Origin of the sequence: Burkholderia sp. Cy-637, assembly GCF_011753175.1 — a bacterium.
GTDB lineage: Bacteria > Pseudomonadota > Gammaproteobacteria > Burkholderiales > Burkholderiaceae > Burkholderia > Burkholderia gladioli.
Genome location: NZ_VWWC01000129.1, coordinates 1 through 20,224 on the forward strand (window position 1 = coordinate 1; position 20,224 = coordinate 20,224).

The 20,224-nt window shown below is 70.4% G+C and carries 16 protein-coding genes, 1 tRNA gene, 1 pseudogene and 1 riboswitch; of the genes and pseudogenes, 11 read left to right on the top strand and 7 right to left on the bottom strand.

Going from position 1 to position 20,224, the window contains the following annotated elements; translation table 11 throughout:
* Positions 1-169 (bottom strand): annotated as a pseudogene (gene glyA / locus F3J10_RS26040) (serine hydroxymethyltransferase); the annotation flags it as partial.
* A gap of 140 nt (positions 170-309) precedes the next feature.
* A riboswitch (ZMP/ZTP riboswitch) is annotated at positions 310-409 on the bottom strand.
* 249 nt (positions 410-658) lie between these two features.
* Between glyA and F3J10_RS26045 the strand changes: the two are divergent.
* The 9 genes from F3J10_RS26045 (at position 659) to F3J10_RS26085 (ending at position 7,191) form a co-directional block, all read left to right on the top strand.
* Positions 659-1,405, top strand: coding sequence for an SDR family NAD(P)-dependent oxidoreductase (locus F3J10_RS26045; RefSeq protein ID WP_017921779.1), 747 nt, complete (start codon positions 659-661; stop codon positions 1,403-1,405).
* Positions 1,406-1,505: 100 nt separating this feature from the next.
* Positions 1,506-1,976, top strand: coding sequence for a tol-pal system-associated acyl-CoA thioesterase (ybgC, locus tag F3J10_RS26050; RefSeq protein WP_025101565.1), 471 nt, complete (start codon positions 1,506-1,508; stop codon positions 1,974-1,976).
* A gap of 180 nt (positions 1,977-2,156) precedes the next feature.
* The gene (gene tolQ, locus F3J10_RS26055) at positions 2,157-2,834 is read left to right on the top strand and encodes a protein TolQ (protein WP_013696776.1); all 678 of its coding nucleotides are present in this window, start codon (positions 2,157-2,159) and stop codon (positions 2,832-2,834) included.
* Positions 2,835-2,844: 10 nt separating this feature from the next.
* Positions 2,845-3,294, top strand: a complete 450-nt coding sequence (tolR, locus tag F3J10_RS26060) for a protein TolR (protein ID WP_013696775.1) — start codon at positions 2,845-2,847, stop codon at positions 3,292-3,294.
* Positions 3,291-4,334, top strand: a complete 1,044-nt coding sequence (tolA, locus tag F3J10_RS26065; protein WP_167243327.1) for a cell envelope integrity protein TolA — start codon at positions 3,291-3,293, stop codon at positions 4,332-4,334. Before tolR ends, tolA begins: the two co-directional genes overlap by 4 nt.
* Before the next feature lie 97 nt (positions 4,335-4,431).
* Positions 4,432-5,733 (top strand): Tol-Pal system beta propeller repeat protein TolB, encoded by a 1,302-nt coding sequence (gene tolB, locus F3J10_RS26070; RefSeq protein ID WP_025101563.1) that lies wholly within the window; start codon positions 4,432-4,434, stop codon positions 5,731-5,733.
* A 17-nt stretch (positions 5,734-5,750) separates the two neighbouring features.
* On the top strand, positions 5,751-6,266 hold the full coding sequence (gene pal, locus F3J10_RS26075; RefSeq protein WP_025101562.1) for a peptidoglycan-associated lipoprotein Pal: 516 nt from the start codon (positions 5,751-5,753) through the stop codon (positions 6,264-6,266).
* Positions 6,267-6,285: 19 nt separating this feature from the next.
* Entirely contained in the window at positions 6,286-7,035 is a 750-nt protein-coding gene (ybgF, locus tag F3J10_RS26080; protein WP_025101561.1) for a tol-pal system protein YbgF, read from the top strand.
* 80 nt (positions 7,036-7,115) lie between these two features.
* Positions 7,116-7,191 (top strand) — tRNA-Lys (locus F3J10_RS26085).
* 65 nt (positions 7,192-7,256) lie between these two features.
* On the opposite strand, the gene F3J10_RS26090 is transcribed toward F3J10_RS26085, so the two are convergent.
* Positions 7,257-8,030, bottom strand: coding sequence for a glucose 1-dehydrogenase (locus tag F3J10_RS26090; protein ID WP_025101560.1), 774 nt, complete (start codon positions 8,028-8,030; stop codon positions 7,257-7,259).
* A gap of 286 nt (positions 8,031-8,316) precedes the next feature.
* On the opposite strand from F3J10_RS26090, the gene F3J10_RS26095 reads away from it, so the two are divergent.
* The gene (locus F3J10_RS26095) at positions 8,317-9,222 is read left to right on the top strand and encodes a LysR family transcriptional regulator (RefSeq protein WP_025101559.1); all 906 of its coding nucleotides are present in this window, start codon (positions 8,317-8,319) and stop codon (positions 9,220-9,222) included.
* Positions 9,223-9,236: 14 nt separating this feature from the next.
* Here F3J10_RS26095 and F3J10_RS26100 read toward each other — a convergent pair whose 3' ends face one another.
* Positions 9,237-9,989: an SDR family oxidoreductase gene (locus tag F3J10_RS26100; RefSeq protein ID WP_167243328.1), complete on the bottom strand. Its 753-nt coding sequence runs from the start codon at positions 9,987-9,989 to the stop codon at positions 9,237-9,239.
* A gap of 148 nt (positions 9,990-10,137) precedes the next feature.
* Between F3J10_RS26100 and F3J10_RS26105 the strand changes: the two genes are divergently transcribed.
* The gene (locus F3J10_RS26105; protein WP_167243329.1) at positions 10,138-11,043 is read left to right on the top strand and encodes a LysR family transcriptional regulator; all 906 of its coding nucleotides are present in this window, start codon (positions 10,138-10,140) and stop codon (positions 11,041-11,043) included.
* 197 nt (positions 11,044-11,240) lie between these two features.
* On the opposite strand, the gene F3J10_RS26110 is transcribed toward F3J10_RS26105, so the two are convergent.
* From F3J10_RS26110 to F3J10_RS26125, 4 genes are all read right to left on the bottom strand, one after another.
* Positions 11,241-11,879: a GNAT family N-acetyltransferase gene (locus F3J10_RS26110; RefSeq protein WP_025101556.1), complete on the bottom strand. Its 639-nt coding sequence runs from the start codon at positions 11,877-11,879 to the stop codon at positions 11,241-11,243.
* Positions 11,880-11,887: 8 nt separating this feature from the next.
* Positions 11,888-13,204, bottom strand: coding sequence for an aminotransferase class I/II-fold pyridoxal phosphate-dependent enzyme (locus tag F3J10_RS26115; RefSeq protein WP_167243330.1), 1,317 nt, complete (start codon positions 13,202-13,204; stop codon positions 11,888-11,890).
* A gap of 40 nt (positions 13,205-13,244) precedes the next feature.
* Positions 13,245-14,165 carry a UDP-3-O-acyl N-acetylglycosamine deacetylase gene (locus F3J10_RS26120; protein WP_025101554.1) on the bottom strand — a complete coding sequence of 307 codons (921 nt, stop codon included), beginning with the start codon at positions 14,163-14,165 and terminating at the stop codon, positions 13,245-13,247.
* The coding region (locus F3J10_RS26125; RefSeq protein WP_167243331.1) for an SDR family NAD(P)-dependent oxidoreductase at positions 14,162-20,224 on the bottom strand (6,063 nt) is incomplete at its 5' end. The genes F3J10_RS26125 and F3J10_RS26120, both read right to left, overlap by 4 nt.

Here is a 20,224-nt window from a genome sequence, read left to right on the forward strand (position 1 = left end):
CGTACTTGTTGGTCAGTTGCGAGCCCTGCGCGGCCATCACGGCCGGGCTCGTGTAGTTCTCGGAGGCGATCAGCTCGATGTGATCTTCCTGGCGCTGGTTTTCCTGCTGGATCGCCTGCCAGAGGTCGGGATCGACGTTCGCGATGGTGCTTTGGGCTCTGTCAAACATACGGTTTCCGTCAAGTGTGTACAGGTTGACCGGGGCGGGCCGAGTACATTGCGCGCTGCTGGCGGACGGCCAGCCCGGCGCGACGGAAGGATCCGGTTACGCAAGGCGGACAGCCACCGGCAATGTACGCAACGGCGCACAACGGCTGCCCAGGCGAACGGCAAAAACGACGCCCTGCGCTTCACGGTGGGATGCTCCACCTTGAACCCGAGGGTTCTATCGCCAGTCACGCAGGGGCTGATGAGCGCCGTAGTTTATTGGATGGGCGATGAATAGGCAACCGGCCGCCCGCCCCTGCGGCGCAATAAGGGCGCGATCCAAATTGCCGCGAATGCCCCGCCGGGCCTGCCTCCGGCGTCGGCTTCGAGCCTGGCGCGCAGGTCGCGGCCGAGTCCGGACACGGCCCGTGTCGCCTTGCCGCAACGCGGCATTGTCAGTAGGCTAACGATCCCCCCTATCGTTTCACCCCACCGACCAGGAGCAGCAGCAATGATCGTGTTCGTCACCGGCGCATCCGCGGGATTCGGCGCCGCCATCGCCCGGACCTTCGTCAAGGGCGGCCATCGCGTGGTCGCCAGCGCGCGCCGCAAGGACCGGCTCGACGCCCTCGCCGCCGAACTCGGCGAGGCCCTGTTGCCCGTCGAGCTCGACGTGCGCGAGCGCGGCGCCATCGAGGCGGCGCTCGCGGGCCTGCCGGCGGACTTCGCCGGGATCGACGTGCTGGTCAACAACGCCGGCCTCGCGCTGGGTACCGAGCCGGCCCAGCGGGCCAGCCTCGACGAGTGGCAGACCATGATCGACACCAATTGCTCGGGCCTGGTCACCGTCACGCACACGCTGCTGCCCGGCATGATCGCGCGCGGCCGCGGCCACATCTTCAACCTGGGCTCGGTCGCCGGCACCTACCCGTACGCGGGCGGCAACGTCTACGGCGCGACCAAGGCATTCGTCCGACAATTCAGCCTGAACCTGCGCACCGACCTGCTGGGCACGCCGCTGCGCGTGACCGACATCGAGCCGGGGCTCTGCGGCGGCACCGAATTCTCCAACGTGCGCTTCCGCGGCGACGACGAGAAGGCCGCCAACGTGTACGCCAACGTCGAGCCGCTCACGGCCGAGGACATCGCCGACACGATCTACTGGATCGCCACGCGCCCGGCCCACGTCAACATCAACACCGTCGAAATGATGCCGGTCGCGCAGGCCCCGGCAGGGCTGGCCGTGCACCGCGGCTGAAGGCTGCCGGCAAGCCCGCCCGGGGCGCGCGCAGCCGCGCCGGGCGGGCCGCTGCGCGCGCAACATTCGGTTACGAAACGCCGCGAAACGTTCCGGTAGAATGCGCGCCATGACCGAACCCGAACCTCCGCCCGAAGCCGTGCCCTCGTTTCGCTGGCCGGTTCGCGTGTACTACGAGGACACCGATGCCGGCGGCATCGTGTACTACGCGAACTACCTGCGCTTCTTCGAGCGGGCCCGCACCGAATGGCTGCGGGCCTGCGGCCTCGACCAACGGCGCCTGGCCGCCGAGACCGGCGCGATGTTCGTGGTGCGCGACACGGCGGTCGACTACCGGGCGCCGGCGCGGCTGGACGATTCGTTGACGATCGTCAGCCGGATCGAACGTTTCGGGCGCGCCTCGATGATCTTCGTGCAGGAAGCCTGGCTCGGCGACCTGCTGCTGGTGTCGGGGCGTACCGGCATCGGCTGGGTCGACCGCGAAACGCTGCGGCCGACCGGCATTCCGCCCTCGGTCCGCGATGCACTGGAACGGGGACCGGTACCAAGCCTGTCAACGGCCGAGGCCTGAGCGCCGTTTAGACAGAGCCGATGAACTTGCGACCCTGATTCGGGACCAACGACGGCACGGCAAGGCGCGACGCGGGCAGCCGAGGGCAGGCCCGCCACGCGCCGCCGAACGCCGGACCCGTAGCGCGCCAGCGGCATCGAAGCGGCGCGGCGGCCAAGAAGGCATGACAACCACACACCTATGAACTCTGCACAAGACCTGTCGATCGTTTCTCTCGTCCTCAATGCGAGCGTGCTCGCCCAGGCGGTGATGGGGCTGCTCCTGCTGCTGTCGCTGATGTCCTGGACGTTCATCTTCCGTAAATGGTTCGCGATCCGTCGCGCGCGCAAGCAGACCGAGCGTTTCGAACGCGATTTCTGGTCCGGCGGCGATCTCCAGGCGCTTTACCAGAGCGCGGCGAACAATCGCCACACGATCGGCTCGCTGGAACGGATCTTCGAATCGGGCATGCGCGAGTTCCTGAAGGCCAAGGAAAAGCGCATCTCCGATCCCTCGCTGATCCTCGACGGCGCCCGCCGCGCGATGCGTGCCTCGTTCCAGCGCGAGATGGACATGCTCGAGGCCAACCTCGCCTTCCTGGCCTCGGTCGGCTCGGTCAGCCCCTACATCGGCCTGTTCGGCACGGTCTGGGGGATCATGAATTCGTTCCGCGGCCTGGCCAACGTGCAGCAGGCCACGCTCGCCAACGTCGCGCCCGGCATCGCCGAGGCCCTGGTGGCCACCGCGATCGGCCTGTTCGCGGCGATCCCCGCGGTGGTGGCCTACAACCGCTACGCGCACGACATCGATCGCCTGGCAAGCCGCTTCGAGACCTTCGTCGAGGAGTTCTCGAACATCCTGCAGCGCCAGGCCCAATAAGGAGCACGCGATGGCCGGCACTCCCCTTCGTTCCAGCATGCGCGGCGGCCGCTCGCGCCGCTCGATGGCCGACATCAACGTCGTGCCCTACATCGACGTGATGCTGGTGCTGCTCGTGATCTTCATGGTCACGGCCCCGCTCGTGGCCCCCTCGATCGTCAACCTGCCGACCGTCGGCAACGCGGCGCCGCAGGACCAGACGCCGCCCGTGGTGGTCAACATCCAGGCCGACGGCCGCATGAGCGTGCGCTACAAGAGCGACGCCGGCGCCTCGCAGGAAGACACCATGAGCAAGGCCGAGCTCGACGACTTCATCGCCTCGCGGCAGGCCGACCATCCCGACCAGCCGGTGGTGATCGCGGCCGACAAGACCGTGCAGTACGACAAGGTGATGACCGTCATGTCGGACCTGAAAGCGCGCGGCGTGAAGCGCGTGGGCCTCCTCGTCAAATCGCAATGAACCAGCGCAAGACCCGCACCGCCTCACCGCTGCAGCCGCCTCGAGAGCGCGGCACGGGACGCGCGTTCCTGCTCGCCGCGCTGATGCACGTGCTGCTGGTGGCCCTGCTCTACCACGGCGTGCAGTGGCAGAACAGCACGCCGGCCGGCGCGGAGGCCGAGCTGTGGACCGAGGTGCCGGATTCGCCGGCGCCGCGCCCGGTGCCGCCGCCCGCCCCGCCGGTGCGCGTCGCCCCCGCGCCGCCGCCGGCGCAGGACGACGATGCCGAGATCGCCCTGCAGCAGAAGCGCCGCCAGCAGCAGGAAGCGGCCGCGCGCGAGGCCCAGCTCGCCGAGCAGCGCCGCCAGCAGGCGCTGAAGGCCCAGCAGGACGCCGAGGCCAAGCGCGCCGCCCAGTTGGCCGCGCAGCAGCTCGCCCAGCAGCAGGCGGCGGAAAAGCAGAAGCAGGCCGACAAGTTGCGCCAGCAACAACTCGCCGAACAGAAGAAACTCGAGCAACAGCAGAAGCTCGAGCAGCAACGCAAGCAGGAACAGGCGCAGGCCGACGCGCAGAAGAAGGCCGAGGCCGACAAGGCAGCGGCCGCCAAGGCGGAAGCCGCGGCCAAGGCGAAGGCCGACGCGGCCGCGAAGGCCAAGGCCACCGCGGCGGCCAATGCCAAGCTCGACAAGGAGCGCCAGGCGCGCCTCGCGCAATTGCAGGGCGCGGCAGGCGGCCAGGGCGGCAGCGACGGCCTGGCCAAGAGCGGCACGGGTTCGGGCTCGGGCGGCAATGCCACCTCGCCCGGTTATGCCGACAAGGTCAAGCGCCGGGTCAAGCCCTTCATCGTCTGGAACGGCGCCACCGAAGGGCTGGTGACGAGCGTGGATGTCCGCTGCTCGCCGTCGGGCGACGTGCTCAGCGTCTCGGTGGTGAGGCCGAGCGGCAATCCGGCCTGGGACGAAACCGTGGTCGGCGCGGTGCGGGCGGCCTCGCCGCTGCCGCCCGATACCAACGGAATCACCCCGAAGAAGATTGCAATTACCTTCCGGGCGGCGGAGTGACACGGAATCGGCTTACACTCGCGCCGTCGCCACAAGGAACGAATCGGCTATTGTTAGGTCTTTGCGGTTGCACAGTTACATACGGGAAACAGGACGCATGAGTTTGATGACGAAGCTGGGTTTCAGGGCACTGGTGGCCTCGTGCCTGATCGCGGCGGGCAGCACCGCCAACGCGCAGGTCAATGTGCTCATCACGGGCGTCGGGTCGACGCAGTTTCCGATCGCCACCGCGAATTTCGTCAACGAAGGCGGCTTGCCGCAATCGGTGACGGCCGTGGTGCGCGCCGACCTGTCCCGTACCGGCAAGTTCTCGAATGTCGACGCCGGCAGCACGCCGATCCCCGAGACCGCCCCGGTCGACTACGGCGCCTGGAAGGCAAAGGGCGCGAACGCGCTGGTCGCCGGCACCGTGAACCGCGACGCCAGCGGCCAGGTCAAGGTCGACTTCATGCTGTTCGACACGCTCAAGCAGCAAAGCCTCGGCGGCCTCTCGCTGACGGCCGGGGGCGATGCCGAAAGCATGCGCAAGACCGGCCACAAGATCGCCGACTTCATCTACCAGAAGCTGATGGGCGTGCGCGGCGTGTTCAGCACGCGGCTGTCCTACGTGACGCGCTCGGGCGGCAAGTATCGTCTGCTGATTTCCGATTCCGACGGCGAGAACGCGGTGCCGGCGCTGACCAGCTCCGAGCCGATCATCTCGCCGGCCTGGTCGCCGAGCGGAACGAAGGTTGCTTACGTGTCCTTCGAACTGCGCAAGCCGGTGGTCTATATCCACGACCTGCCGACCGGCCGCCGCTACGTGATTTCGAACCAGAAGGGCAACAACAGCGCGCCGGCCTGGTCGCCGGACGGCCAGACGCTGGCCGTGGCGCTGTCCCTGACGGGCAATACCCAGATCTACTCGGTCAGCTCGACGGGCACCGGCCTGCGCCGGCTCACCCAGAGCAGCTCGATCGATACCGAACCTTTTTACTCTCCTGATGGCCGGTGGATCTATTTCACCAGCGATCGTGGTGGCGCGCCGCAAATCTACCGGATGCCCGCACAGGGCGAAAGCGCCGGCAGCGCGCAGCGCGTGACGTTCACGGGCAGCTACAACACCAGCCCGCGCGTCAGCCCCGACGGCAAGTTGCTCGCGTACATCTCGCGCACCGGTGGGGGCTTCAAGCTGTATGTCCAGGATCTGCAAACCGGCGCCGCCAACGCGGTCACCAATACGACGCATGACGAATCGCCGAGTTTCGCGGCAAACGGTCAGTACATCCTGTACGCGACCCAAGCCAATGGCCGCAGTGTGCTGGCCGCCGTCCCCTCGGACGGCAGCTCGCCGCCGCAGATTCTGCCCGTCCAGGGCGGCTCCTTCCGTGAGCCGTCGTGGGGGCCATTCATGCAATGACCAACAGGAGATTCACCATGATGACCAATAAAGCTCGCCTGGCACTCGCCGTGATGATGATCAGCGCCCTCGCCGCCTGTAAGTCGGGCGTCAAGCTCGACGACAAGGCGAACCAGCAAGGCAACGCGCTGCAGACGCAACCGAACCCGACCGACGTCGCGCAAGTGAACGTCGATCCGCTGAACGATCCGAACAGCCCGCTGGCCAAGCGCAGCGTCTACTTCGACTTCGACAGCTACTCGGTCTCGGACCAGTACCAGTCGCTGCTGGCCCAGCACGCCCAGTACCTGAAGAGCCACCCGGCGCGTCACATCCTGATCCAGGGCAACACCGACGAGCGCGGCACCAGCGAGTACAACCTCGCGCTGGGCCAGAAGCGCGCGGAAGCGGTTCGCCGCGGCCTGTCGCTGCTCGGCGTGCCGGATTCGCAGATGGAATCGGTCAGCCTGGGCAAGGAAAAGCCGCAGGCGCTGGGCCACGACGAAGCCTCGTGGGCGCAGAACCGCCGCGCGGACATCGTCTATCAACAGTAAGCAAGGGAACCCAAGCCGTATGACGCACCGCTTCCCCTGGCTGCGTGCAGCCGCCGCGGCCTGTGTCGCCGGTGTCGCGCTCGGCGCGGCGCCGGCCCACGCAGGCATGTTCGACGACGACGAAGCCCGTCGCGCCGTGCTCGACCTGCGTAGCCGCACCGACAACCTGACCAGCCAGTTGTCGGCCGCGCAACGCACGATCCTCGACCAGTCCGGCCGTCTCGACCAGCTCAACCAGCAGGTCGCGACGCTGCGCGGGCAGAACGAGGACCTGACCAACCGCCTGACCACGCTCGAGCGTCAGCAGCGTGACGGCTACAGCGACCTGGACACGCGGCTCAAGAAGTTCGAGCCGCAGCAGACCACGGTCGATGGCGTCGAGGGCACGGTCCAGCCCGGGGAAACGGACGCGTTCAACGCGGCTTCGCAGCAGTTCCGCGCCGGCGACTTCAAGGGCGCGGCGGCTTCGTTCCGCGCCTTCATCGCCAAGTATCCGCAGAGCCCCTACCAGCCGGTCGCGCAGTACTGGCTCGGCAACGCGCAGTACGCGCTGCGCGACTACAAGGGTTCGACGGCGACCTGGCAGGCGCTGGTGAAGGCCTTCCCGCAGCACCCGCGCGCCGGCGACGCCCTGGTGGCGATCGGCACCAACCAGCTGGAGCAAGGCCAGAAGGCGGCCGCGAAACGCACCTTCGAACAGGTCGTCTCGCAGTTCCAGGGTTCGAGCTCGGCGCAGGCGGCGCAAGCCAAGATCGATTCGATCAAGTAGGCGAGATGGAGCGGCAGCAAGCCTGTCGAGGGTCGATTCTTGACAGGCTCGAAAAATCTCCGCTATAATTTCGCCTCTTTGGGTCGTTAGCTCAGCTGGTAGAGCAGCGGACTTTTAATCCGTTGGTCACAGGTTCGAATCCCGTACGGCCTACCAAAGCATCAAACAGAAAGCCCGGTCTCGCGACCGGGCTTTCTGCTTTTGCGCGCCGCCGCAGCGGATCAAGCCACCGAATACCCCCCGTCGGCCACCAGCGCATGCCCCGACACATAACTCGCGTCGTCCGACGCGAGGAACGCGACGATGGTCGCCATCTCCCCGGCCGTGCCCCAGCGCCCCGCCGGCGTGCTCGTGGCGAAGGCCTGCTGGGCCTCGACCGACGGCCAGATGCCGCGATGATGAAACGGCGTCTCGATCAGCCCCGGGCACAGCGCGTTGACGCGCACGCCGCGCCGGAACCACTCGATCGAGGCAGTCTTGGTCAGGCCGACCACGGCATGCTTGCTGGCAATATAGACCGAGGCATTCTCGAAGCCGATCACGCCGCCCATCGAGGCATTGTTGATGATGCTGCCGCCGCCCTGCGCGAGCATCAGCTCGGCTTCGTAGCGCATCGAATTCAGCACGCCGCGCACGTTGAGGTCGAACACCTGCTGGTAGCGCTCGGCCGTCTGCTCGACCAGCGGCGCGAAGCTGCCCTCGGTGCCGGCATTGTTGAAGGCGATGTCGAGCCGGCCATAGGTGCCGGCCGCGAAGTCGACCAGCGCCTTGACCTCCGCCTCCTGCGCGATATCGGCAACGAAGGCTCGCGCCTCGCCCCCGGCCGCCGCGATCTCGGCCACCAGGCTGTCGAGCTCCGGCTGGCGACGCGCGGCCACCACCAGCTTCGCGCCGCGGCGCGCCAGTTCGATCGCCGCGGCGCGGCCGATGCCGGAGCTGGCGCCCGTCACCAGCGCGACACGTCCCGCGAGTTGCCCTTGAATCTTCGTTTCCATGATTTCGCTCCTAGGCTTGGCGGCCGCTTCGCCGCCGGTTGATCGATTCGACAGAGCGAAGTATCGGAGTCCGGCTCATGAAAATAAATGGAACGATCGAGCATTGAAAATTCCATAACGAGGAACATTTCGCGTCAAGGCCGAAACGACTGGCACGGCGCCGGGCGCAGCCCGCAAGACACCAGCGGCCCGCCCCGCTTCGATTGACTCGCGCCCCGCAACGCGGGAACAATGAGCGGCCGGAACAGCCTCTTCCCGGTCATTCTTCCCAGCGGAACAATCGATCATGCTAGATCGCCTCGAATTGCTGACCGTCTTCTCCGCCGCCGCCAAGGCGTCGAGCTTCCGCGACGCGGCGCGCCGGCTCGGCGTCTCGCCGCAAGTGGTGACGCGCGCGATCCGCGAACTCGAGCAGCGGCTCGGCGAGACGCTGTTCCACCGCAACACGCGGCGCGTGCAGATCACCGCCTACGGACAATGGTTCGCGGCGAACGCGCAGACGGCGCTGGCCGGCATCGACGCGCTGTTCGATGCAGCCGGCGCCGCGCAAGCCGACGACGTCGCGGGCACGGTCCGGCTCACGGCGCCCGGCTATTTCGGGCGCCATTACGTGATGCCGATCCTGATGGAGCTGGCGCGGCGGCACCCCGGCCTCACGCCCGACCTGCGCCTGTCCGATACGCCTTCGGCGGTGGTGGACGAGCGTATCGACATCGGCGTGCGGGCCGGCTCGATCGGCGACAACCGCTTCGTCGCGCGCGAGGTAGGACCGCTGCCGATGTGGGTGGTCGGCGCGCCCGCGCTGATCGAGCGCGTCGGCGAGCCGAAGACGCCCGCCGCGCTGGCCGCCCTGCCCGTCACCAGCCTGATCGACCGCGCCAGCGGCCGGCCCTGGCCCTGGCTGTTCCGCGGCGACACGCCGTTCCAGACGCCCGCCCCGGTCTTCGTCACCGACGACGTCGAGGCCGAGATCGCCGCGACCTGCGCGGGCCTCGGCTTCAGCCAGTGCGCCGAATACCTGGTCCGCCCGCAGCTCGAGAACGGGCGGCTGGTTCGCGTGCTGCGCCGCTTCGAGCCGCAGCCCTGGAAGCTGCACGTCTACCGCCCGCAACGCGGGCCGGTGCCCAGGCGGATCCGCGTGGTGTTCGACGCGCTGGTGGCGGGGCTGGCCGGCGCGACCTGGCGCGGCTGACCCACGCCACGACATCAGCCGTTCAACATCCGCCCGCCGTCGACCACCATCTCGCTGCCGACGCTCCAGGCCGATTCGTCCGAGGCCAGGTGCAGCACCGCGCTGGCCACCTCCTCGGCCAGGCCGAAGCGACCAGCCGGAATCGAGGCGAGGATCTCGCGCTCGACCTGCTCGCGATACGCATCGGGAATGCCGAGCTTGTCGTAGAGCGGCGTGTCGACGGGCCCCGGGCTGACCGCGTTGATGCGCACGCCGCGCTCGAGCAGCTCGCTCGACAGCGTCTTCGACAGCGACAGCAAGGCCGCCTTCGAAGCCGCGTAGACCGAGGAACGCGCCGCGCCGACGTGCGCGTTGATCGAGGTATTGAGCACCACCGAGGCCGGATTCGCGAACACCGGCAGCAGCGCCTGGATCAGGAAGAACGGGCCCTTGAGGTTGACGTCGAGCGAGCGCGCGAACATCGGCTCGGTCCACTGCTCGATCGGCAGCCAGACCGATATACCGGCATTGAGGAAGGCGACGTCGAGCTGGCCGTAATGGTCGGCGACGGCCTGCGCGAGCCGCTGCTGCTCGCCGAGCTCGGCCGAATCGGCGCGCAGCGCCAGCACCTCGCTGCCGAGTTCGGTGCGGGCGCGCTCCAGGCGTTCCGGATCCTGGCCGGTGACGATCACGCGCGCGCCTTCGGCCAGAAACCGCTTGGCCGTGGCCAGGCCGATTCCGCTGGTGCCGCCGGTGATCAACGTGCGTTTGCCTTGCAAGCGGGACATGAGTGCTTCTCCTTGATGGAAATGGATGAGGGGCGACGGCGGCCGATCCGCCGTTCGCCACCCATCCAGCATGCCGCCCTGCCTCGAAAAGCATAAGACACTCGATTTACATACAATTCATGCTCGATTCGCATGAATGAGGTTCGGGATGGATCGCTTCCTGTTGATGAGCTGCTTCGCCCGCGCGGTGGAAACCGGCAGCTTCTCGGCCGCCGCACGCGACCTCGGGCTCGGCCAGCCCAACGTCAGCCGCCACGTGGCCGCACTGGAGGCGCATCTGCGCGTGCGGCTGCTGCATCGCTCGACGCGCCGGCTCTCGCTCACGCCCGAGGGCGAGCGCTATTACGCCGAGGTGCGGCGCATCCTCGACGCGGTCGACGAATCGGAATCCTCCCTGCGCGACGAGCTCGCGCCCTCTGGGTCCCTGCGCGTGGCCTGCCCGACCGCGCTGGCCCACGCCTTCGTGATGCCGCAGGTGCCGGCCTTCCTCGAACGCTATCCCGGCCTGTCGCTCGACCTGCAGATCCAGGACCGCTACGTGAACCTGCTCGACGAGGGCGCCGAGCTGGCGATCCGGATCGGCCACCTGGAGGACAGCGCACTGCGTGCGCGGCGCATCGGCCGCTTCGCGCGCGTATGCGTGGCGAGCCGCGACTACCTCGCGCGGCACGGTGCGCCGGCCACGCCAACCGCGCTGCGCGAGCACGACTGCATCGTCTATACGCTGCTGGCCTCGCAGGCTGCCTGGCCGTTTCGAGACGGCGAGGTCGCCGTCTCGGGGCGCCTGCGCGTGAATTCCCCGCAGGCGGTGCAGGAAGCGGTGCTGGCCGGCGTCGGCATCGCCCACGGCCCGCGCTGGCTGTTCGAGGCCGGCCTCGAGGACGGCCGCCTGCAACTGCTGCTCGACGAGCATGCCGCGCCGCCGGTGCCGATTCACCTGCTGTACGCTGCGAACCGCCTGCTGTCGCGGCGCGCGATCGTGTTCATGGACTTCGTCGCCGAGCTGTTCGCGCGTGTGCCCGCGCTGAACCTGCCCGAGCCGCCACGCCGCTAGCCCGGCGCGGCGCATCTCACTGCTTGACCACTCCGGCCCGACGACGACTACGGCTGGCTCAGCGCCGACGACCAGATCTCGCAGAAAGCGCGCATCCTGCTCGCGCTGGGCCTCAGCGGCACCAACGACCCGGCGGCCCTGCAGACTATGTTCGGGAGATATTCAGGAAGAAGCGGAAAACGGAAGCCGAGCGGCGCTCAGCGGCCGAGCCGCATGCGGATCGACTCGAGCTCGGCCGGCAGCTTGCGCGAGACCGGCTTCGCGCGCGGCTGCTCGACGAAGCCGAGGCGCCGGTAAAGCGCGGCCGCGCGCGGGTTGCTCAACAGCACGTCGAGCACCACTTCGCGGCCCTCGCCGTCGGCCAGCGCGCCGGCGCGACGGGCATCCTCGAACAGCGCGGTGAACACGCCGGTGCCGCGCCAGCGCTCGTCGATCGCGCAATGGGCGACATGCGTCTGGGCGCGCTTCGGCGCGGGCAGCTCGCCCTCGAGCACCAGCCCGCGCAGCAGGGCCGCCACCGTGCGGCGCGCTCCGAACACGCGCAGCAGCATCCAGGCCACGTGCGGATCATCGAGGCTCGTCAGGCGGCCGTCGTGGGCGGCCAGCACGCCGGCGATCCGGCCGTCGGGCGCGAGCGCGACGCGATGGCGGCGCCACGAGAAACGGCCGTGCGAAGAGGCGAAGGCCGTCGCCAGGAAGGCCGTCATCGCCTCGGGTGCCGCGCCGAGGAAGAAACCGAATTCGCGCACGCCCGAGGCGAGGACCAGCGGCGCGCAGGCCGCCGCATCCTCGGGACGCGCGGCACGGAAGGTCCAGCCGGCAAGCGTGGCCGCCATCGCGATGCCTAGCGCGCGAGCCGCGCCAGCGCGGCCACGGTGCGGGTGATCTGCTCGGGCTCGTGCGTCGAGCAGATGAAGAAGCGCAGCCGCGCGGCCTTCTCCTCGACGGCCGGATAGAAGATCGGCTGCACGTTGATGCCCTCGTCGAACAGCGCGTTGGCCCAGCGCGCCGCCTTCAGCGAGCTGCCGGTGATCACCGGCACCACCGCGTAACCCTCGCTGGTGCCGGTATCGAGACCGGCCGCGCGGGCCTCGTCGAGGAACTGCTTGCCGCGCTCGCGCAATTGCGCGACACGCCCGGGCTCGCGCTGCAGCACTTCGAGCGCGGCCAGCGAGGCGGCCGCCAGCGCGGGCGCGAGGCCGACGCTGTAGAGGAAACCGGGAGCGAGATGGCGCAGCATGTCGACCAGCGGCTGGCAGCCGGCGATGAAGCCGCCGCAGCCGGCCAGGGTCTTGGAGAGCGTGCCCATCCAGAGATCGACGTCCTCGGGCGCGACGCCCGCGTGTTCGCGGATCCCGCGCCCGGTCGCGCCGAGCACGCCGAGCGAATGCGCCTCGTCGACCAGCAGGAAGGCGCCGTGGCGATTGCGGATCTCGACGAACCTCGGCAGCTCGGGCAGGTCGCCGTCCATGCTGTAGAGCCCCTCGATCGCGATCAGCACGTTGCGATACTCGTGGCGCACGCGCGCCAGCAGCGCATCGAGCGCGCGCCAGTCGTTGTGCGGGAAGCTCAGGCGCTTCGCGCCGCTCAACTGCGCGCCCTGCACGATGCTGTTGTGCGCGAGCGAATCGTGGACGATCAGGTCGCCGGCGCCGAACAGCGAGCCGATCACGGTGACGTTGGTGGCATGGCCGCTGACGAACACCACGCAGTCGTCGGTCTCGTAGAAGCCGGCCAGCGCCTGCTCCAGCTCGCGCTGCACGGGCCGCTCGCCCGCCACCATGCGGCTGGCCGAGGCCGAAGTGCCGTAGCGGTCGATCGCTTCCTTGGCGCGCGCCGAGACGCTCGCCTCGCCCGCCAGGCCGAGGTAGTTGTAGTTCGCGTAGTTCAGGTACTCGCGCCCGCCGATGGTGGTGGTGGCGCCGGCCAGCCCTTCATGGACGCGGAAGAACGGCGATTCGACGCCGAGCTTCTCGCCCATCTCGTGCATGATCCGGACCTGCTGGTACTGCGGCATCGATTCGAAACGGCTGCGCGGCGACTCGTGCGCCGTCGAGGCCGGCACCGGCACGGCGGCGCCGCCGCCTTCGGTGACGCGCTCCAGTTGGCGCTTGAGCGCCTTCGCAGCCAGTTGCTGCCGGAGATGATCTCCCAATCCCATCGATTCGTTCGCCCGTCTGTGCTTGGTCAAGCTCGTTATGTTACGCCTTGAGCTCGACCCATTCCCAGGCATCCGGCGTCGACAGCAGCGCGTCGACCAGCCGGAAGTTCATTTCGTGGCTGGGCCGCAACGCCGTGACGCGCGCCAGCAGCGGCGCGCCGGCCATGGCGAGGTCGCCGACCAGGTCGAGCACGCGGTGGCGCACGAACTCGTCGGGCACGCGCAGGCCGCCCAGCACGCGGCTGCCGACGATCGAGGCGGTGCACGAGGGCCGCGCGCCGCGCAGGATCGGCACGCCGCGCAGGTAGCCGGCGAGGATCGCCGGCACCGCCCACTTGACGCGTCCATACGAACGCGAGGGCGCGATCTCGGCCGCGAAGGCCGCGGGCGTGATCGCGCCGCTCCAGTGCATCTCGCCGAAGCCCTTCAGGTCGTTGCGCACGCTCAGCTCGTAGCGCGGCGCCGGCTCGATGCGCATCTCGCGACGCGCGCCGCCCTCGCCGTCGGCCACCGTCAGCGGCCGCAGCACGCGGATGAAGCGCTTGGGCGCCGCCAGCGCGCGGCGCCCGCAGGCGCGGATCGCCGCCAGCCAGGGGCTCGCGCTGCCGTCCAGGATCGGGATCTCCTCGGCGTCGAGCTCGACCAGGGCATGGTCGATCTCGCTGGCCAGCAGCGCGGCGAGCAGGTGCTCGACGGTGCGCACGCCCACGCCATCGGGATGCAGCAGCATGGTGCAGAGCGGCTGCGCGCGACGCAGCGCCGGATCGACGCCGAAGCTGGCCAGCTCGCGGCCGCCTTCGAGACGCCGGAAGCGGATGCCGCGCGTGGCCGGCGTATCGCCCTGGGCGGGCAGGATCCGCACCCGCACGCGCCGGCCGGTATGCAGCCCGTGGCCGTCCAGCGCCAGTTCGGCGGCGAGCGTGCCCTCGCTGGCCTGCCAGCCGTCCGGCGCCGCCGTCATTGCACGACCCCGAGCCGGACCAGCTTGCCCTTGTGCTCGGTCGTGGCGCCCTGCGCTGCCTGCTCGGCGACCTGTTCCGCCGCGGCCACCGCCTCGACGGCCGGATCGTTGGCGGCCACCTTGAGCACCGCCTTCGCCTCGCTGTCGAGCCCGTGCCGGGCGGCCAGCGCGGCGACCTCGTCGCGCTCGCCGCCCGAGCCCGCATTGGCCTCGGCCGCCGCGATCGAATCGACGATGCGGCCCGCCAGCGACTGCACGGTCGCGCCGTCGGCGATCGCCATCACCGACAACTTCACCTCGAACACCTCCTCGACCGCGAGGCCGAGCTCCATGCCCATCAGCGAGTCCATGCCCATCTCGAGCACCGACTTGTCGAGCGCGATGCGATCGGCCGTCATGTGCAGGATCCGCGCGATCTGGGCGCGCAGCGATTCGGACACCAGGGCCACCGCCTCCTCGCGCGGCAGCGCGGCGACCTGGCCACGCAGCTTGTCGCCGCCATCGCGCGAGGCATCGCTGCCGGCGCGCGTTTGCATCTGCGCATAACGGCGCGCGCCGGCCGCCGGCATGCCGCGCGACAGCGCCTGCCAGTCGATCCGCACCACCGCCTCGCCGGCGCCGCCTTCGAGCAGCACGCGCTCGAGCGCGTCGAGCGCCTCGTCCGAGCGGATCGCCGCGCCGCCGATGCGCGCCTGCAGCGCCTCGCGCGTGCCGTCGTGGCGCGCCAGGAAACCGACGTCCTCGAGCGGCCCCCAGGCCATGAAGCTGGCCGGCAGCCCGGCCGCGCGGCGATGCGCGACCAGCGCCTCGAGGAAGCTGTTGGCGGCCACGTAGCTGGCCTGCCCCGGATTGCCGAGGTAGGTGGTGGCCGAGGAATAGAGCACGAACCAGTCGAGCGCCATGCCGCGCGTGGCGCGATGCAGGTTCCAGGCGCCGGCCACCTTGGGCGCCAGCACGGCCGCGAAACGCGCGTCGTCGAGATTGCGCACCAGGCCGTCGTCGATCTGCATCGCCGAGTGCAGCACGCCCTTGAGCGGCGTGCCGCGCGCGACGATCCGCTCGACCAGCGCCGTCACCGCCCGCGCATCGCCCACGTCGCAGGCGGCCACCTCGACCGTCACGCCGAGCGTGTCGCGCCAGCGCGCGACCTCGGCCGCGGCGGCCTCGCCCAGCACGCCGCCGCGGCTGGCCAGGCTCAGGTGGCGGGCGCCGCGCTCGACCAGCCGGCGCGCGGTGGCGAAACCGAGCCCGCCGGTGCCGCCGATCACGAGATAGGCCGCGCCCGCATCGAGCGCGAGCCGAGGCGCCTCGGCCAGGCCATGGGTGGGTGCCGGCGTGCCCAGCGCATAGGTGACCAGCACCTTGCCGATCTGGCGCGCCTGCTGCATGTAGCGGAAGGCATCCTCGGCGCGTTCGGCCGGGAACGCGCGATACGGCAGCGGATGCAGCGTGCCGTCGGCGAACAGCTGCATGACCTCGCCGAACAGGCGCGCGGTCAGCTCGGGCAGCACGCCCATCAGCTGGTCGGCATCGATGCCGAAGTAGCTGATGTTGTTGCGGAACGGACGCAGCCCGATATGGCTGTTCTCGTAGAAATCGCGCTTGCCGAGTTCGAGGAAGCGGCCGAACGGGCGCAGCGTGTCGATGCTGCGCACCATCGCCTCGCCGGCCAGCGAATTGAGCACGATGTCGACGCCCTGCCCGTGCGTGAGGGCGCGGACCTGGTCGGCAAAGGCCAGGCCGCGCGAATCGAGCACGTGGTCGGCGCCGAGCAGGCGCACGAATTCGCGCTTCTCGTCGCTGCCCGCGGTGGCGAACACCTCGGCGCCGAAGTGGCGCGCGATCTGGATCGCCGCGATGCCGACGCCGCCCGCGCCGCCGTGGATCAGCACCCGCTCGCCGCGGCGCAGGCGCGCCAGCTCGACCAGCGCGTACCAGGCGGTGAAGAAGGTAGTGGGGATCGTGGCGGCTTCCTCGAAGCTGAGGCGCGCCGGCTTGGCGGCGATCGCGTCGGCGCGCGTCACCACGCGCGTGGCGAAGCTGGCCGGCGCGAAACCGAGCACCGCGTCGCCCGGCGCGAAGCCGCTCACCTCGCGGCCGACGCGCAGCACGCGCCCGGCCAGCTCCATGCCGATGGTGGCGCCGGCGAAGCCGTTCTCGACCGCCTCGTCGGAGAGCAGGCCCATGGCGTACATCACGTCGCGGAAATTGAGGCCGGTGGCGACCGGCTCGATCTCGACCTCGTGCTCGCCTAGCGTGCGCGGCGCCTGCGCGAACCATTCGAGGTTGCGCAACGACCCCGGCGCCTCGAAGGCCAGCACGGCGGGTACCTTGGCCGCCGCCGGCCGGCGCGCGGCCGCGCGCTCGGCGCTCAGCATGCGCGGCACCAGGCGCGCATCGGCCCGCAGCAGCACCTCCTCCTCGGCCAGGTCGACCAGCAGCTCGCGCGCGAGCCGCGCCGGCTCGACGCCGCCCGCCGGATCGAGATCGATCAGCCGGCAGCCGAGCTCGGGATGCTCATTGGCCAGCACGCGGCCCAGGCCCCACAAGGTGGCGTGAGCCGGCGCCTGCGGCGCGGCATCCTCGAACGGGGCCGCGCCGCGCGTCACCACCGACAGGCGCACGCCGGCCGCGCGATGCTCGGCGTCGAGCGCGCGCACCAGGCCCGCCAGGGCAATCGCGCCCGAGGCCTGCGCCTGCATCAATTGCTCGGCCGACGCATCCTCGTCGAAGCGCGCGGCCGGCGCGCAGAACACCAGGTGGGTCGCGTCGGTGGCCGGCATGGTGGCGATGAATTCGGCGCTGCGCCGCGCATCGACCACCTCGACCACATGGCCCGCGTGCGCAAGCGCGTCGGCCAGGGCGGTGCCGATCGGCTCGGCATCGTCGCCGGCCGTGACCACCACCCACTGCTCGGCGCGCTCGAGCGCGTCGAGGCTGTCGTCGTCGGCCTCGGCCGCCGCCTCGGCGACGGGACGGCGCGCCAGCACCAGGCTCGGCGTGCCCTCCAGTTCCAGGTCCTGCTCGGCGTGGCGCACCACCTCGACCAGGCCCGCACGCTCGCAGAGCGCGCCCAGCTCGGCCGGTGTCAGCGAGGCGGTGCGGCCGTCGGCCGACTGCAGGCCGAACACGATGTCGGCGAAGCGGTTGTGGCGCGCCTCGGCCAGCACCACCAGCCCGCCCGGCGCCACCCAGGCACCGATCGAGGCCAGCACGTCGGCCGGATCGCTGCGCCCGGCCAGGGCGCGATCGACCAGCACCAGGTCGTAGAGTTCGTCGGGCTCGGCCTTCAGCGCGAAGCGCTCGCCGGGCAACTGCGCGACCGTCGAGATGGCAGGCATCGCATCGGCATCGAAGGCCGCCAGTTGATCAGGGGTGCCGACGATGGTGCGCTCGCAACGATCGGCCGGCAGGCGCATCGCCAGCGGCCGCAGCATGTCGCCGCGGGTGGATTCGATCTCCAGCAGGCGCAGCCGGCGCGGCGCGGACCAGCCGTCGACGGCCGCCGCCGCGCAGCCGGCCATCACCGCATGCAGGTGCTCCCAGCTCGGCGAGGCGTCGAAGAATTGCTCGACCAGGCTCTTGCCGGTCGGCGACAGCACGCGGGAGGCCTCGATCTCGCCCGCGAGCACGCGCGGCAGGGCCGCGCCGCAATGCGCGAGCAGGGTCAGCTCGGCGACGTGATGCGGCGATTCGGCCAGCAGGCCGCGCCAGAGCTCGTCGAGCGGCGGCAGCGCCGCGCAGGCCTGGTCGTCGCGCACCAGGCGATCGCCGTCGCGATGCGCCAGGCCGTCCTCGATGATCATTTCGGCCAGGCGCGCGATCAGCGCCGCCTGCGGATGGGTCGGCAGCGCAGGCGTGGCGAACGCGTCGATCGCCTCCAGCGCGCGCAGCGCGTAGAGGCTGGCCAGCACGTCGAGCAGCGGCAGCATTTCAGTCAGGTGCTTGCCGCGGCGCGCGCCGTCCTCGTGCGTCGCGGCCCTCGCCACCGCCTCACGCAGCAGTTCCGCCGGCGCGGGCAGCGCCGCGGCGCTGGTCTCGCCCGGCAGCGGCCGGTGTTCGAGCGCATAGACGAAGCGCGAGGGCGCATGATGGCGGCCGAGCAGGTCGATGCGGCGGAAGCGGCAGGCCGCCAGGCGCGCGGTGACGCTGCCGTGCGCATCGAGGAAATCGAACGAGGCCACCACCGAGTGCGGGCTGCGGCGCTCGATGCGCACCAGCACGCGCTCGATCGCGTCGCCGCGCAGGTAGTCGACGCGGCCGATCTGCACCGGCACGTAGGCGGCGCGATCGCCGTCGCCGGCCACGCCGCCGAGCAGCACGAAAAGCGGATGGAAGCCGCTGTCCATCAGCGCCGGATGCAGGCGCCAGGCCGCCAGCGCGGCCGCGTCGCCGGCCTCGGCGGGCGCGGCCAGCTCGGCCAGCGCGGTCTCGCCGGCCACCCTCACCTTGCGCACCCAGCGGAAGGCCGGGCCGTATTCGAGGCCGATCGCCGCCGTGCTCTGGTAGAGCGCCGCGCCGTCGAGCGCCGGCTGCGCGCGCAGCGCATGCAGCGTCGCGCTCGGCACCACCGAGTTCGCGTCGAGCGTGGTGCCGCTCGCCAGCAGGCGGCCCGTCACGTTCAGCGTCCAGGGCATGTCGCTCATCCGGTCGCGCGTCTCGATCTGGAACACCGAGGTCTCGGGATCGATGCGCAGGCGGAACAGCTTGGCTTGCTGCGGCTGGAACACCACCGGCGCGCGGATCTCGAGATTCTCGAGCGCCGCCTCGTGGGTTTCGAGGTAGACGCGCGCGGCGGCCAGCGCCATCTCGACGTAACCCGCGCCGGGGAAGGCGACGCCGCCGTCCACCACGTGGTCGGCGAGCAGCGGCAGCTTGGCCGGGTCGAGCTGGTTCTCCCAGCCGAAGGCGTGCTCGTGCAGCCGGTAGCCGAGCAGCGGATGCTCGCGACGGCGGTTGACGAGGTTGTAGCCCTCGACGCTCGACGCCAGCCAGTGATGCTCGTGCTGCCATGGATAGGTCGGCAGCGCCACGGCCGGGGCCGCGGGCACGAAGCGGTCGAGATCGACGTTCGCGCCATGCGCGACGGCCGACAGGATCGCGCCGTCGAGCGTGGCCGCGCCGCCCTGCTGGCGCTTGAGCGTGGGCAGCACCGCGCCCTGCGCCTGCGCGGCGGCCAGCCCGTGCTTCATGTAGCTGCGCAGGATCGAATGCGGCGCCACCTCGATGAAGACCCGCGCGCCGTCGGCGATCAGGCTCGCGATGCCGTCGCCGAAACGCACCGGCTCGCGGATGTTGCGCCACCAGTAGCGCGCGTCGAGCGCGGTGCCGTCGAGCCTGGCGCCCGTCACGGTCGACACGAAGCTGCCGTCGCCGGACGCCGGCGCGAGCCCGGCCAGCTCCGTCAGCACCAGCGGCTCGATGCTGTTCATCTGGCGGCTGTGGAAGGCGTAGTCGAGATCGAGCAGTTGGTAGAAGCGCCCGCTGTCGCGCTGGGCCGCCTCGATCGCCTGCAGGCCCTGCAGGGTACCCGCCAGCGTGACCGCCTCGGCGCTGTTGATGCCGGCCACCTCGACCAGGCCGGCGAGGCCGAGCCGCGCGATGGCCTCGTTGGCGGCGGCCTCGCTCAGGCCCACCGCGGCCATCCGGCCGGTGCCGCGGGTGGTGCCCTGGGCGCGGCTGCGGATCTTGATCACGCGCACCGCGTCGGCCAGCGTGAGGATCCTCGCGGCCCAGGCTGCCGCGACCTCGCCGACGCTGTGGCCGATCGTCAGGTCGTGCAGGATGCCGCGCGATGCCAGCACGCGCGTGAGGCCCACCTGGATCGCGAACAGCAGCGGCTGGGCGTTCTCGGTGGCGGCCAGCCAGGTCTCGTCGACGCCGGCGCGCATCGCCTCCACCAGCGAGGCGCTGCCGTCGGCACGCCAGAGCGCGTCGACCTCGTCGAGCGCGTCGCGGAACAGCGGCGATTCCTCGTAGAGCTGCCGGCCCATGCCGGCCCATTGGCAGCCGTTGCCCGAGTAGACGAGGGCCACCCGGCCCGGTTCGGCCGGCGCCTC